Raw genomic sequence first — 15,579 nt, 5'->3', positions numbered from 1 at the left:
GAGCATAATGGATTGGGCCTATAGCTCAGCTGGTTAGAGCGCACGCCTGATAAGCGTGAGGTCGATGGTTCAAGTCCATTTAGGCCCATTTAACTAAATAGTTAATAAACCTGGGGGTTTAGCTCAGCTGGGAGAGCGTCTGCCTTGCACGCAGAAGGTCATCGGTTCGATCCCGTTAACCTCCATAGACAACGAAAGTTGTCGGTTGAACATTGAAAACTGAATATGATTTAAGAACCAAAAGCCGAGGTTATCGAAAAGATAATCAAACACCGCGTTTTTAAGAGTAAATTAAAGAGAAATCACAGGTTAAGTGATAAAGGGCGCATGGTGGATGCCTTGGCACTAGGAGCCGATGAAGGACGGGACAAACACCGAAATGCTTTGGGGAGTTGTAAGTAAGCTTTGATCCAGAGATATCCGAATGGGGGAACCCACTAAGAGTAATCTTAGTATCTGTATGTGAATACATAGCATGCAGGAGGAAGACGCGGGGAACTGAAACATCTCAGTACCTGCAGGAAGAGAAAGAAAAATCGATTTCCTGAGTAGCGGCGAGCGAAACGGAAAGAGCCCAAACCAAGAAGCTTGCTTCTTGGGGTTGTAGGACTACAATAACGGACTTAAATAAGATAGAAGAATGAGTTGGGAAGCTCAGCCAAAGAAGGTGACAGCCCTGTATTTGAAATCTTGTTTATACCAAAGTAGTATCCTGAGTACGGCTGGACACGAGAAATCCAGTCGGAATCCGGGAGGACCATCTCCCAAGGCTAAATACTCCCTAGTGACCGATAGCGAACCAGTACCGTGAGGGAAAGGTGAAAAGCACCCCGGGAGGGGAGTGAAATAGATCCTGAAACCATGTGCCTACAAGTAGTCAAAGCCCGTTAATGGGTGATGGCGTGCCTTTTGTAGAATGAACCGGCGAGTTACGTTATGATGCAAGGTTAAGTTGAAGAGACGGAGCCGAAGCGAAAGCGAGTCTGAATAGGGCGAATAAGTATCATGATGTAGACCCGAAACCAAGTGACCTATCCATGTCCAGGTTGAAGATGCAGTAAAATGCATTGGAGGACCGAACCCACGTACGTTGAAAAGTGCGGGGATGAGGTGTGGATAGCGGTGAAATTCCAAACGAACTTGGAGATAGCTGGTTCTCTCCGAAATAGCTTTAGGGCTAGCCTTGGAGTAAAGGATCGTGGAGGTAGAGCACTGTTTGGACTAGGGGCCCGTCAAGGGTTACTGAATTCAGATAAACTCCGAATGCCATTGATCTATATCCAGGAGTCAGACTATGAGTGATAAGATCCGTAGTCGAAAGGGAAACAGCCCAGATCACCAGTTAAGGTCCCAAAATTTATGCTAAGTGGAAAAGGATGTGGCATTGCGTAGACAACTAGGATGTTGGCTTAGAAGCAGCCATTCATTTAAAGAGTGCGTAATAGCTCACTAGTCGAGTGACGCTGCGCCGAAAATGTACCGGGGCTAAGCATAATACCGAAACTGTGGATGTGTTATTTATAACACGTGGTAGGAGAGCGTTCTAAGGGCGAAGAAGGTAGATCGTAAGGACTGCTGGAGCGCTTAGAAGTGAGAATGCCGGTATGAGTAGCGAAAGATAGGTGAGAATCCTATCCGCCGAAAGACTAAGGTTTCCTGGGGAAGGCTCGTCCTCCCAGGGTTAGTCGGGACCTAAGATGAGGCCGAAAGGCGTAATCGATGGAAAACAGGTTGATATTCCTGTACTATAATGCATTGTTTGAACAATGGAGGGACGCAGCAGGCTAAACGAATGTGCGAATGGAAGAGCACGTCCAAGCAACAAGTTTTATTATGAGTCAAATGCTTATAATTATACGGATGAGTTGTGATGGGGAGCGAAATTATAGTAGCGAAGTCGTTGATGTCACACTGCCGAGAAAAGCTTCTAGTTAGATGTATTGTGCCCGTACCGCAAACCGACACAGGTAGTCGAGGAGAGAATCCTAAGGTGAGCGAGCGAACTCTCGTTAAGGAACTCGGCAAAATGACCCCGTAACTTCGGGAGAAGGGGTGCTGATTTTAAATCAGCCGCAGTGAATAGGCCCAAACAACTGTTTATCAAAAACACAGGTCTCTGCTAAATCGAAAGATGACGTATAGGGGCTGACGCCTGCCCGGTGCTGGAAGGTTAAGAGGAGAGCTTAGCGTAAGCGAAGGTTTGAATTGAAGCCCCAGTAAACGGCGGCCGTAACTATAACGGTCCTAAGGTAGCGAAATTCCTTGTCGGGTAAGTTCCGACCCGCACGAAAGGCGCAATGATTTGGGCACTGTCTCAACGAGAGACTCGGTGAAATTATATTACCAGTGAAGATGCTGGTTACCCGCGACAGGACGGAAAGACCCCATGGAGCTTTACTGTAGCTTGATATTGAGTATTTGTGAAACATGTACAGGATAGGTAGGAGTCGATGAAGTGAGAACGCTAGTTTTCATGGAGACATTGTTGGGATACTACCCTTGTTTTATGAATCCTCTAACTTTTGCCAATTATCTTGGTAGAGGACAGTGTCAGGTGGGCAGTTTGACTGGGGCGGTCGCCTCCTAAAGTGTAACGGAGGCGCCCAAAGGTTCCCTCAGAATGGTTGGAAATCATTCGCAGAGTGTAAAGGTATAAGGGAGCTTGACTGCGAGACTTACAAGTCGAGCAGGGACGAAAGTCGGGCTTAGTGATCTGGTGGTACCGTATGGAAGGGCCATCACTCAACGGATAAAAGCTACCCTGGGGATAACAGGCTTATCTCCCCCAAGAGTTCACATCGACGGGGAGGTTTGGCACCTCGATGTCGGCTCGTCGCATCCTGGGGCTGTAGTCGGTCCCAAGGGTTGGGCTGTTCGCCCATTAAAGCGGCACGCGAGCTGGGTTCAGAACGTCGTGAGACAGTTCGGTCCCTATCCGTCGCGGGCGTTGGAAATTTGAGAGGAGCTGTCCTTAGTACGAGAGGACCGGGATGGACATACCGCTGGTGTACCAGTTGTTCTGCCAAGGGCATCGCTGGGTAGCTATGTATGGACGGGATAAGCGCTGAAAGCATCTAAGTGCGAAGCCCCCCTCAAGATGAGATTTCCCATTCCTTTAAGGAAGTAAGACACCTCAGAGATGATGAGGTCGATAGGCTAAGAGTGGAAGTATAGCGATATATGGAGCGGATTAGTACTAATCAGTCGAGGACTTAACCAAGTTAAGCGGTAGGCTTTTGGAAAATAAATCATATTCAGTTTTGAGTGTTCAGCACTCAAGGTAAATAAAAGTGTGGTGGCGATAGCAAGAAGGTTACACCTGTTCTCATGCCGAACACAGAAGTTAAGCTTCTTAACGCCGAAAGTAGTTGGTGGGTGACTACCTGCGAGGATAGGACGTTGCCACGCTTTTTTTTATTCCGGTTTAGCTCAGTTGGTAGAGCACTTGACTGTTAATCAAGCTGTCGTCAGTTCGAGTCTGACAACCGGAGTTGAAGTTACAAGTAAGAGCCGTAAGCATATTTAATATATGTTTACGGTTTTTTTGATGCATAAACAAAACAATATTCTTAGTTCTTAGATAGAAACTATAGTAATTTGAGCTAAGGATTGCTTTCTAAAAAACTTTTTAAGGATTACTTGTTTCCCCCCTTCTTTGATGATTGGGAAGTAAATAAAGTCTTATTTTGACTATTGAAGTATTTATCTGTGGTCAGAGAAGACCTTTATGAAAGAATCTCACATGAGGGACAATAGTAAAATAAAAACACATAGGCAGTTGCAATTGAATTGCTTTTGCCAGAGTAATCTGTTGCCCGATATTGTGTCCTTAAATAAGCAATCAAGTGAGCATATTTGGATTTGATTTTATAGTGATGCTATGTTCTCTACTACTCATATATTTAAATATCCAGAGAAGAGGATTTTACTGCTTTGTAGAGTCCGACGCTTTATAGTCAACTGTACGGGGAAGTCCGCTAGATTAAAATCAGAGATAAAAAAAAGAGGATCACCAATTACTTGGTGATCCTCTTTTTATATATAGGCTACTATTTGATATTTAACATCCATAAGAAAATCATAAATACGACAGCTAGACCGTACATAATAGGTGAAACTTCTTTACCACGTTTAGCAGCAAGCATTGTGAATGGATAAACAACCATACCTAATGCTAAACCATCTGAGATAGAGTAAGTTAGCGGCATACCGATAATAATTAAGAAAGCAGGAACTGCAATTTCAAATTTATCCCATTCGATTTTTGCAAGTGAGCTTGCCATCAGAGTACCTACAATAATAAGTGCTGGAGCAGTCACTTGATTAATAATTACAGCCAATAATGGTGAGAAGAATAAACTCAAAATGAACATGAAACCAGCAACGATGGCAACGATACCTGTACGACCTTTAGCAGCGATACCAGCTGAAGATTCAACGTAAGCACCAACTGGTGAAGTTCCTAGTAATGAACCCACTAACATAGCTACTGAGTCAGACATTAGTGCACTACCAACACGAGGCATCTTGTTATTCTTCATGAAACCAGCTTGTTCAGCAAGACCAACTAAAGTACCTGCTGTATCAAAGAAAGTAACCAGCAAGAATGTTAAAACAACGATTGCAAGTTGTAGTGTATTGATGTTACCAACATGTGCTAAAGCAACTCCAAATGTAGGTGCAATACTTGGTGGTGTTGCAACGATTGAACTAGGAAGTGCAATCAAACCTGTTGCCATTCCTAAAATAGCACTCAATATCATTCCGATAAAAACAGCACCTTTAACATTTCTAACCATTAAAATAACAGTTACAAGTAATCCGAAAATTGTAATCCAAGTTGCGGGTACATTTAATGAACCTAAAGCAACTAATGTAGAATCACTTTTTTGAATTAAACCACCATTTTTAAGTCCGATAAAAGCGATAAACATTCCAATACCAGCTGAAATGGCTTGTTTAATGTTAGCAGGAATGGCATCAATAATCTTTTCACGTAATTTAAAGACAGTAATTAAGATGAATAAGATTGAAGCAATGAAAACACCTGCAAGAGCGGTTTCCCAAGGAATCTTCATTCCAATAACAACTGTATAAGCAAAGAATGCGTTAACTCCTAGCGCGGGCGCCGAGGCGAAGGGATAGCGTGCAAAGACTCCCATTAAGATACAACCTAAAGCACTTGCTAGAGCAGTAGCTGTAAAGACAGCACCTTTATCCATTCCAGCGTCTCCTAAAACGTTAGGGTTTAAAAATAGAATGTAAGACATGCTAATAAAAGTCGTTAAACCGGCAATAATTTCTGTTTGCCAGCTTGTATTGAATTTATCAAACATGAAATAAGATTTAACTTTATCCATATTTTCCTCCGATTGCGAAATATAATGTTCGCGTTTTTATTTTTAAAATCATATACTAATATCTTAACACTTTCTTAAACGTTTGAAAACCAAACATTAACATCAAAAAAGAAAAAAGCGTACGAAAAAAGACTAATCTGGCGATTAGTCTTCATCTAATTCTACTAATTTATCCTTAATTAGCTTGATAACAGCTTGGCGGTCATCTTCATTTGCAATAAAATCGTATTTATCGCCATCAATAATCATCTTCTTAGAGTAATTATAGTTGTCATACCAAGGCTTATAATAGTCTAATAGGCGCTTATAATAATCTTCAAGATCTGGATTTTGATCAATTTGTTCATATGAGCGGCCACGCTTTTTGATTCGTTTGATCATCGTTTCGTAAGAAACACTAATATGAATTAACAAATCAGGATGTTTTTTAGGCATGCCGTCAAGTTCTTCCATCATATTATCAAGCAATTCGTTGTATAAATCGACTTCGACATCAGTCGCACGACCCATGTCAGCGTTCATTTGGAAGAACAAAGCGTCTTCATAGATTGAGCGGTCTAAAACATTGTGACGATGTGTCAGTGCCTTTTTAATGGAAGCAAAACGTTTATTTAAGAAAAAGATTTGCAATAAAAAAGCATATTTTTCAGGATTATCGTAAAACAAAGGTAAAATTGGATTATCTTGAACTTCTTCAAAAAAAGGTGTTGTACCTAATTCATCGGCAATGATTTGGGTAAGAGTTGATTTTCCGGCGCCAATGGCACCACTAAGTACTAAAACGGTCATCACATTCCTTCTATTCTGGTTGATATTAATTAGAGAAAACATTACTAATCTTACCGCAAAATGTGGCGAAAATCAGCCCAATTTTCATAAATTTTAGTAAGGAAATACCCTCTTATTATCGTGAAGGAATTGGATTTGGTATAATAGAAATAAGGAGTGATATCATGAGAATTTTAGACTATCAAGGCGAAAAAATAAGCGAGCTCGGTATCGGAACTTGGTACTTGGGCGAAGGTTCAGAAATTAAAACCGCTGAAGAAATAACAGCGATGAAGTATGCCTTAGATCGTGGTATTAATATGATTGATACAGCTGAGATGTATGGTAATGGACTAGCTGAAGAACTCGTTGGAAAAGTGATTAAAGACTATAAACGTGAAGATATTTTCTTAACTTCTAAATTTTATCCACACAATGCTTCAACAGGTGATATGAGACAAAGTTTAGAGGCTAGTTTGAAACGCTTACAGACTGATTATTTAGATACATATATGCTACATTGGCGAAGTGAAGAACCACTTGAAGAAACAGTCGAAGGACTAAACAAACTTCAACAAGAAGGCCTTATTCGTCATTGGGGTGTGTCAAACTTCGATGTTGATGATATGCAAGAGCTACTTGCGGTTAATGGTGGTGATAAAGTTGCTGCTAATGAGGTGCTTTATAATATTGATTCCAGAGGAATTGAATATGATTTAATGCCATTTCAAAAGAAAAATGATATTGCTTTGGTGGGATATTCACCGTTCGGTTCAGGATTTGGTGATTCAATTGCAATTACAAATAATTTAAAAGAGATTGCTGAAACTCATCAAGCTACGCCACACCAAATCTTACTGGCTTGGGTTATGCGTAATCACAATCTGATTACTATTCCTAAAGCCGCCAAAGTTGGCCATATGCAAGAAAATATTGCGGCTAGTGATATTGTGTTATCACCAGATGAACTAGCTGTTTTGGATCAAGACTATCCAGCGCCAGATCGCAAAATGATATTGAAAGTTATCTAAAAAAGACAAAATAAAAACGCCGCTAATTTATTAGCGACGTTTTTTTAGTGCGGGATATAAGATAAATCCGCTGAGTAAAACAATAATAATGCCAACATACTTCAGTGTTAAGTTATGTTTTTGACCTGTTTGTGGTAAGTTTGATGTCGGTTTACTAGTGCTTGATTGTGTAGCTGTTGATTGAGTTGTACTGTTTGATGTACTTGAGTCGGAATGACTGTTTTCAGATGATTGAGAAGATTCTTTATCTTGAGGGATAGAAGAATCAGAGTCACTTGAATTTGATTGTGATGACTCGCTGCTACTTGATGAATCTGGTTGAGAAGACTCTTTGTTTTCAGCTGTTCCAGTATTATTCTTATCTTTACCTTCATCTTCATCAGAAGAAGGTTTTTGATTATCAGAATCATGTTCATTAAGTATTGTTTCGGTTAATTCATATAAATTAGGGGAACTAATTCCTATATCAATTTGTTTTTCTTTTGCAATTTTGTAGCCTTCATCGGCAACTGTTTGGATTAATTTGTAGTTATTTCTACTAAGTCCTTCAAATGTGAAACTACCATTATTTGTTACACCTTTATATGTAACATTGTCAGAAGATTCAAGAATAAAAGTACCGTTAATTATAGTATCAGGATTTTCTTTATCCCTTAAATTTAGAGTTAGTGAATAAGGTGCGCTATTAAAAGAAACTTCGGAATCTCCACGGACTGGATTAGGAGCAGTAGCAGAAACCGAGGACAAAATATGATTATTCATAAACAATTGACCAGAGTTGACATAATTACTTTCAGGATCAATTTTTTGAACAGTGGTGGAGTATTCAATTATATAGGGTTTAGATACAGAATTCATAAACTCTATCGTAAATTGATTATTTCCGCTAGATGTAACGACATAGTCTGTACCTTGTACCAGAGTATTGCCACTGTTAGTTATGTTGCTGTCATTATCAACACTGACCTGGTTAATTTTGATGGACTGCATGTCAACAATTTGGTTATCAACAGGGTCATCAAAAAATTTCATATTATCTAGTTTTGATTGAGACTTGTTTAACGTTACTTTCCAGTTAATTTGATTTTTTATATTATTGTCAAATCGTCCTGTTTTTTCTAAAAATTCCCCACTATTTGGGATTTGAACTGTTGAACTAAATTTCATGTCCTGTTTTGACGTTGTACTAGTTATGCTTGATTTGGAGTCGAGAATCATGTTATCCCAGGATACGATGCTCCTTAGTAAGTATATGTCATTGGAGTTGTTTTCAGGTTGAAACTCAACACTTTGCTTGCTTTGATTAATATCAAAATTTTCGCTTTTAATAAGATTATCACTAGATAGAGAACTAGAATCAATTTTTCCATCATTTGATAACTCAATTTTATAAACTTCATATCCAATAATTCTGCCATTTGTTATTTTATTTGTGATGGGACTGTTATTAATTGGTCGTTTACTAGGGTTAACGACACTATCAAATATTATCTGTTTTGTAGGTGTATCAACTGTTGAATAGATAAAACCATCCATATTGTTGGCATTTAGCTCTAGATTATCTTTGCTTGTTAACCTAGTTTCTTTGTCAGTATCTAAATTTTTGATTTTGGCATTTCCAGTTACTTCAAAAATATATTTATTAGTGTTTTGATTTTTACTGGTATCAAAAGCTGTATCAAATCCTATTGTATATCTTTTTGAAACATTAGTAGTTTCAAGTTTGAAATTTTTGCCATTATCTAAAATAGTAAATTTAAATTCAGTGTCTCCATCTTTAGCAGTCAAATCAGAATTTATTTTGATTTGTTTATTATTCTGTCGTATAAAGAAATTTGGGTTATCAGATAATTGGAGTCCTGGTGACATAGTATTCTCAATTAATATATCTTGATTTGGTAAATCCGATAATCTGTGAATGTCATAATACCAGCTAGCATTTGAGTTTTGGTAATCGATTTTTTTATCGTCTTGTTGTAGCGTAAATGCTAGACCATCAACGAATGATTTAGAAATTACATAACTAGTTGTATCAGAATAATTTTGTCCTTCAGGGGATTTAACGGATGAAGTGGAACTAACTGAATTTGACTGGCTGGTGTATGTTCTGTAAGTAACTAGATAAGCATCTTGCGTTGGATTTTTGAAAGTAATGTTTATTGTATTATTTTCAATATCAATGGAATAATCGTTTTCATTTACCTTATCAGACGCAGAAGGATTATATTTTCTTTTAGAAGAATCGCTGTCCTGTGTGTTGAAACGGTAAACGCCATTGTCATCTGTTGATACTTTATATAAGTTAATAGAGTTTCCATCTAAAAAATGAGAATCATCATTTTTCGAGATATCAATTTTTAAAGTGTTATTTTGAGGTAAGCTTTTATGGTTATAGTTATATTCACTGCCCCAAAGGAAAGAAATATTATTACTATTGTAATAAGACCCATTACGTTTCGTTGTTACAAAGCTGTCATAAGGTATAGTTACTCTACTGTCGGATTTCTTAGAAATATCATCTGATAAGTAAATGCTTTGACGAAATTCCTGGCCATTAATTTGACTGTAGCTTAACTTATTAGTATTAATATTGAAGTAATACTTTACTTTTAGTGTATCAGAAGTATTTTTGTGTAGTTCGATTGAACCGTCTTCTTTATTTAAATCATAGTCGGATTCTGAAAGTTGTGCTTTTGGATAGAATTGTCCATTTACACTGTCTAATGTACCCGATGTTACGTCAACCTTAACTAATTCCATTGTGGGGTCGAATGTTGTTAAAATCTTGCTGTTTTTATTAAATTCGCTGCCATTTTGATTAATAGTTGCTTCACTCACTAGTGCTTTACTATTAATAATATTTCTTGAATTGTTAGGAACACCATTTAATCCGTTAAGGACAAAGTCTGATTTAGTATCGCTCTTGATTTTATAACTCGTAGAGGAGTTACTATTTAGAGGGAAACCGGAAAAATCAATAGAATCACCGTTTTTAACATTAGAAGATATTTGACCTTCTACATCCAAAGAGCCATTTATACCATCTTCACTAGTTCTATCAATTTTTTTAAATGTAAAGGTTACATTACCATCTGAGGTTACTTTAAGTGTACCAATTTCTGAACCCGCAGATACAAACCGTCTTTCTTGCTGTACGTAGGTTATATTTTCAGGCAGTTTATATTGGAAAGTGTCACCTTCTTTTGGTTCTTGTCCACTATCTATCTTCCAAACATAATTAAACTTGATGTTATCACTGACTCGAATGTCAGATACATCTACGCTTTGATTATTTCTTGAAATTTGGTAAGAATCATTTTCTTTAGGTTTTATTGTAACATTTGCTGTTCCTTGAGTTTCTGCACTAACATTAACTTGCATTAGTGGGATGACGTATCCTAACGCCATCACAGTAATTATAAGAATATTGATAATATTAAATAGTTTATTTTTCAAGTTATACCTCCTAGTCCTATTAAATATTACTAATCATTTAAAATGACATACCTCAGAATTTTACCACAAAAAAAAGAAGCTGTTAAGCTTCAGGCTTTGAAATATAATATTTATTTAACTTTTTAAATATCATTCGGTAAAACACGAACAATGGCCATGCTGTTAGGATTAGTGGGATATACCAAACAGCAAGTTGAATATTGAATATTGAAGTAAGTTCAAATAGTTTGCCTAAGAACCCATACGAAACGATAATCCCAATAACCACAAGGGACAAGAGTCCATACTTGATGGGTGTTAGTGGTTTGCTTAGGTAAAGTAAAGTGATGAATCCGACTACTGTAATCATAAGTGAAACCATGGTTGAACTATCCGCAAATGGCACTTGTGCGTAGCTTTGTAAAAATGAAAAGATAATGACATAAGTTACAATTGAGAAAGCCGCAGGTGCTGCAATTGATAAGACGTTATCCATAAATCGCCCGGTTGGTCGGCTAAAATCAGGTTCCAAGGCTAAGAAAAATGAGGGGATTCCCACCGTTAACATTGTAGCTGGTGTTAATTGGCTAAGGTGGAATGGATATTGTAGATTAACAAAAATGAAAATAACAGCCAAAATAATCGAATAAATGGTTTTGTTCAAGTACATTGAAGCAACACGTTCAATATTGTTAATAACACGACGCCCTTCATTTAAAATATGGATCATATTATCAAAGTTAGCATTCAATAAAACAAAATCAGCAACAGATTGACTGGCATCGTTTCCACCTGCCACAGCAATCGCACAATCTGATTGTTTAAGCGCTAACACGTCGTTAACGCCATCACCTGTCATTCCAACAGTTTTACCAAGTTTTTGGTAGGACTTGATTAAATTACGTTTTTGAGTAGGGGAAACACGGCCAAAAATATTGTAGTTTTTTACGAGATAAGTAAAATCAACGTTGTCGGTTTGTTGGCTCATATCGACATAATCTTTAGCGCCTTTAATCCCAGCACGTTGGGCAACATTGCTAACGGTTACGGGATTATCACCAGAAATCACTTTTAAGTCGATGCCTTGTTCAGCTAAGTAATTGAAAGTCTGTTTAGCTGAGGGACGAACTTCATCAGCGATTTTGAGCCAACCCATTGGTTTGAGGGATGCATCATCCAGTTTCTTTAAGTCACCAGTTCCTTTAGCAATCAAAATAATTCGAAAACCATCGGCTGTGGCTTGTGCAATTTTTTCAGCCACATCAATAGGAAGTTTTTGGTTTTTAAAGATAAATTCAGGCGCTCCCATTAACCAAAATTCGTCGGGTTTATCAGTGAAACTAGCGCCACTCATTTTTCGATCTGAAGAAAATGGGAGTGTTGCAGAGGCTTCTTTTGTAGTAGGTGTCTTAGTGTAACCCAAAATCACACGTGCAGTAGCATTATCATCTTGATTAGCTTGAACAATGGCTTGTGTTTGGTCGATTAATTCTTCTTTAGTTAAATCAGCAACCGGTTCAATTTCATGAATATGCAGATTACCGGTTGTAATAGTTCCTGTTTTATCTAAACAAAGTGTATCGATACGTGCTAGTGATTCAATCGCATTAATTGAACGCGTTAAGACTTTTTTACGGCTAAGGTTCAATGAACCAACGGCTAATGCAACAGAAGTTAATAAAACAAGTCCTTCCGGAATCATGCCGATGACAGCAGTTGCTGTTCCCAAAATGATTTGGATATAACCGCCACCTTTTAAGTAACTTGAGATGGCTAAAATAATTCCCAGCGGAATAATGATATAGGTTAATATTCTGATGATTTTGTTAATCATATTAAGTAATTGACTTGAAGGCTTTTTCTCAGTTTTAGCTTCAAGTGATAATTTTGAAATAAAACTTTCATGTCCAACTTTTGTCAATTGTACAATAGCTTGACCACTATTAATAAAAGAGCCAGATAAAACTTCATCTTGATCTTTTTTGATAATGTTGCGAGATTCCCCAGTTAAAGGTGATTCATCGACTTCAAGTCCATTGGTTTGTAGCACAATCCCATCTGCAGGGATTTCATTTCCACGTTTTAAGGTAACAACATCACCTTCAACAAGTTCATCTTGTGATAACTGAATTGACTTGCCATCACGTTTAACGGTAATTTGTTGCATAGTGATTAAACTCATGGCGTCAACTTGTCGTTTTGCTCGGAGTTCTTGAAAAATACCAATAACAGTATTGAATAAAACGGGGCCTAAAAACCAAAGGTTGGCGTATTTGCCGGTGATGGCGACCAAAATCGCAAAGAACAGATTAATCGCATTAAATAAGGTTAACGTGTTCTCAGATATAATCTGACCAACGCTTCGGGTTAGCGATTTGACAGGGACGTTAACTTTACCTTCTGATTTTTTTTGTTCGACTAGCTTTGAACTTAGCCCATTTTGAATGAGTTCAGTTGTTGCTTGATTCTTCATTGACACAACCCCAATACTTATATATTTAGAAACGACAGTGGGTTAAAACCCTTCCTATACTACTATGCTTATTTTTCTTTAATAATTCAACCATTTGACCATAATTTTTGCAGATTATTAAGATTTTAACAAAATAAAAAAGACCTGTTAAGGTCTTTTTTATTATTCGCTACGTAGAGCAGTTGAAGCGTCTTTTTTGGAAGCCATTTTTGATGGAATGTGACCACCTAACATTGTTAATGCTGTACTAATAATAATTAGAACAACCGCATGAACGGGGTTAAGGTTGGCAACATTTTCCATTTTGGTAATTTGGTAAAGTAGTGTATTGATTGGGAATAATGCTAAGTAACCAATAACAACACCTAACACACCAGAACCAAGTCCTAAAATAAAGGTTTCAGCATCAAAGACGTGTGTAATATCTGATTTTCTAGCACCTAGCGCTTTTAGAACACCAATTTCTTTTGTACGTTCAATAACAGAAGTGTAAGTTAAGATACCAATCATGATCATACTTGTCACAAGAGAAATACCTGCAAAGGCAACTAGAACGTAAGTAATACCGTCCATTAAACCACCGGTAAGGCTTGAAACAGTACCAGCCATATCAGTATAGATGATTTTATCTTCGTCTGATTTGCCTTCATTATATTTGTCTAGGTAAGTTAAGACATTTTCTTTGTTTTTGAAGTTATCAGTGTAAATTAAAATACTTGATGGAATGCCATTACCCCCAAGAAAAGCAAGTGTTTGGGTCTTAGCCATATCACTTGTAATAGGTTGACCAGTTAACACATTGTTGTTGCTTTCTTTTTGTGCTTTGACGATTTCTGAGTTTGCGTTATCTTGAATGATTTCTTGCGCTAGTTTGTCAGAGTAAGCAATTCCAGGAGCAAGTGCTGTTGTTCTTGAAGTTTCATTTGACTTCAAAATACCGACAACTTTAACTTCACGATTTTGTGAGTTATTGTAAGCCGTTGTTAAATCTTGTGTTGGCATAAAGTTACCTGTCTGTAATTGTTGGTAGTAGTTATTGTTATTAACTAACTTAATACTTGTCCCAATAATTTGGTTATAGTCTAGTTTTTGATCATTTGAAACATCAAATCCTAAGTTCTTAAGTGAGTTGATATTTGTTTTATTGTCTTTATCAACAATTAAAACCACATCAGTTGGGTTTGAAGGATAGTCACCGTTCACAAGTTGGTAGTTATCTTTTAAGAAATTACCTTTATTGGGATCAAGTTGTTCAGGGAAAACAGATACGCCCATTCCTGTCATAGCAGACATTTGTTGAGCCATACTGCTGCCATTGTCGGATTGATTTGAGAATTTAACAGCTTGAACTTTACCATTAACTTCACGAAGTAAGTTCATCCCAGTAGCACGGCTATAACTTATGTTATTACTATCATTAGGATTCATTTTATTAAGGTAATCAAGATAATTGCTGTCGATTTTGTTAGTATGCGTTGCGGCTTCGTTTTGATCTTGCTCAGCAATGACATAGTTAACATTTTCAGATTGAGAAGCATCGGATTTATTCTGCGTAAGTGAAGAACCGGCTGAAGTTTGAGTAGCTACTTGTGAAATTGTAATCGGAAACTTCGATAATGTCTCACCTTGAGTTTGTCCAATTTGAATTCGAAAACCATTGGATAATCCTAGAACAATGGCAATACTAATAATTCCAATACTTGAGGCAAAAGCAGTTAATAAAGTACGCCCTTTTTTAGTTTTAAGGTTGGTGAAGGATAACTTAAGTGCAGTCCACCAACTCATTTTCGTGCGTTTTAAATTGAATTGTTGGTTACGATTGCTATCATCATAAGGATTAGTATCATCTTGAATTTTACCATCAGCAAAACGTACGATACGATCTGAATAATCTTTGGCGAGTTCTTCATCATGGGTAACCATAATAACTAAACGGTCTTTAGAAATTTCTTTAATCAAGTTCATAATTTGAACACTGGTTTTACTATCTAAAGCCCCTGTTGGTTCATCAGCTAGCAGGATTTCTGGGTCATTTGCAATCGCACGCGCAATTGCCACACGTTGCATTTGACCACCAGAAAGTTGTGCGATTTTTTTATTGATATGGTCACCAAGGCCTACACGTTTAAGAGCGTCTACAGCTTTTTGAGTTCTCTCTTCACTGGATACACCACTTAAAGTCATCCCAAGTTCAACATTATCCAAAATAGATAAGTGACCAATAAGGTTGTAGCTTTGGAAGATAAAGCCGACTGAGTTGTTACGATAAGCGTCCCAGTCTGTTTCTTTAAAATTCTTAGTTGATTTATTTTTGATTAATAAATCACCAGAATCATATTTATCTAGTCCACCAATGATGTTAAGCATAGTGGTTTTACCAGAACCACTAGGTCCTAAAATCGAAACGAATTCTTTGTCCCGAAAAGAAAGTGAAACATCATCTAGTGCTTTAGTTGTTGTATTCCCAACATGGAAATACTTTTTAAGATGTTTAAGTTCTAACATGGTTAAT

General features: G+C 37.4%; 6 protein-coding genes, 3 tRNA genes and 2 rRNA genes. 6 read left to right on the top strand and 5 right to left on the bottom strand.

Translation table 11 applies throughout. The annotated features are described in order from the left end of the window. Nucleotides 1–14 precede the first annotated feature (14 nt). The 5 genes from JNUCC80_RS05610 (at nucleotide 15) to JNUCC80_RS05590 (ending at nucleotide 3,491) form a co-directional block, all read left to right on the top strand. A tRNA-Ile gene (locus tag JNUCC80_RS05610) sits at nucleotides 15–88 on the top strand. Between the two features lie 24 nt (nucleotides 89–112). Then, a tRNA-Ala gene (locus JNUCC80_RS05605) sits at nucleotides 113–185 on the top strand. A gap of 122 nt (nucleotides 186–307) precedes the next feature. Next, nucleotides 308–3,220: ribosomal RNA gene (locus tag JNUCC80_RS05600) — 23S ribosomal RNA — on the top strand. A gap of 71 nt (nucleotides 3,221–3,291) precedes the next feature. Beyond that, nucleotides 3,292–3,408: ribosomal RNA gene (rrf, locus tag JNUCC80_RS05595) — 5S ribosomal RNA — on the top strand. A 10-nt stretch (nucleotides 3,409–3,418) separates the two neighbouring features. Next, nucleotides 3,419–3,491, top strand: a tRNA-Asn gene (locus tag JNUCC80_RS05590). A 558-nt stretch (nucleotides 3,492–4,049) separates the two neighbouring features. Here the strand turns inward: JNUCC80_RS05590 and JNUCC80_RS05585 are convergent. Continuing rightward, the gene (locus JNUCC80_RS05585; protein ID WP_454152886.1) at nucleotides 4,050–5,360 is read right to left on the bottom strand and encodes an NCS2 family permease; all 1,311 of its coding nucleotides are present in this window, start codon (nucleotides 5,358–5,360) and stop codon (nucleotides 4,050–4,052) included. Nucleotides 5,361–5,504: 144 nt separating this feature from the next. After that, a complete protein-coding gene (locus JNUCC80_RS05580; protein ID WP_454152885.1) occupies nucleotides 5,505–6,149 on the bottom strand; it encodes a deoxynucleoside kinase in 645 nt (214 codons plus the stop codon). 164 nt (nucleotides 6,150–6,313) lie between these two features. Here JNUCC80_RS05580 and JNUCC80_RS05575 point away from each other — a divergent pair, with 164 nt between their 5' ends. After that, nucleotides 6,314–7,159, top strand: coding sequence for an aldo/keto reductase (locus JNUCC80_RS05575; RefSeq protein WP_454152884.1), 846 nt, complete (start codon nucleotides 6,314–6,316; stop codon nucleotides 7,157–7,159). A 30-nt stretch (nucleotides 7,160–7,189) separates the two neighbouring features. Here the strand turns inward: JNUCC80_RS05575 and JNUCC80_RS05570 are convergent, their stop codons facing one another. The 3 genes from JNUCC80_RS05570 to JNUCC80_RS05560 form a co-directional block, all read right to left on the bottom strand. Continuing rightward, the gene (locus JNUCC80_RS05570; RefSeq protein WP_454152883.1) at nucleotides 7,190–10,540 is read right to left on the bottom strand and encodes a collagen binding domain-containing protein; all 3,351 of its coding nucleotides are present in this window, start codon (nucleotides 10,538–10,540) and stop codon (nucleotides 7,190–7,192) included. A gap of 157 nt (nucleotides 10,541–10,697) precedes the next feature. Continuing rightward, nucleotides 10,698–13,067 carry an HAD-IC family P-type ATPase gene (locus JNUCC80_RS05565; RefSeq protein ID WP_454152882.1) on the bottom strand — a complete coding sequence of 790 codons (2,370 nt, stop codon included), beginning with the start codon at nucleotides 13,065–13,067 and terminating at the stop codon, nucleotides 10,698–10,700. Between the two features lie 162 nt (nucleotides 13,068–13,229). Beyond that, nucleotides 13,230–15,572 (bottom strand): ABC transporter ATP-binding protein/permease, encoded by a 2,343-nt coding sequence (locus JNUCC80_RS05560; protein WP_454152881.1) that lies wholly within the window; start codon nucleotides 15,570–15,572, stop codon nucleotides 13,230–13,232. Nucleotides 15,573–15,579 lie beyond the last annotated feature (7 nt).

It is taken from the genome of Holzapfeliella sp. JNUCC 80 (genome assembly GCF_053667655.1).
Note: the sequence above shows the minus strand (reverse complement) of the source record. Positions and strands in the feature narration are given on the sequence as shown.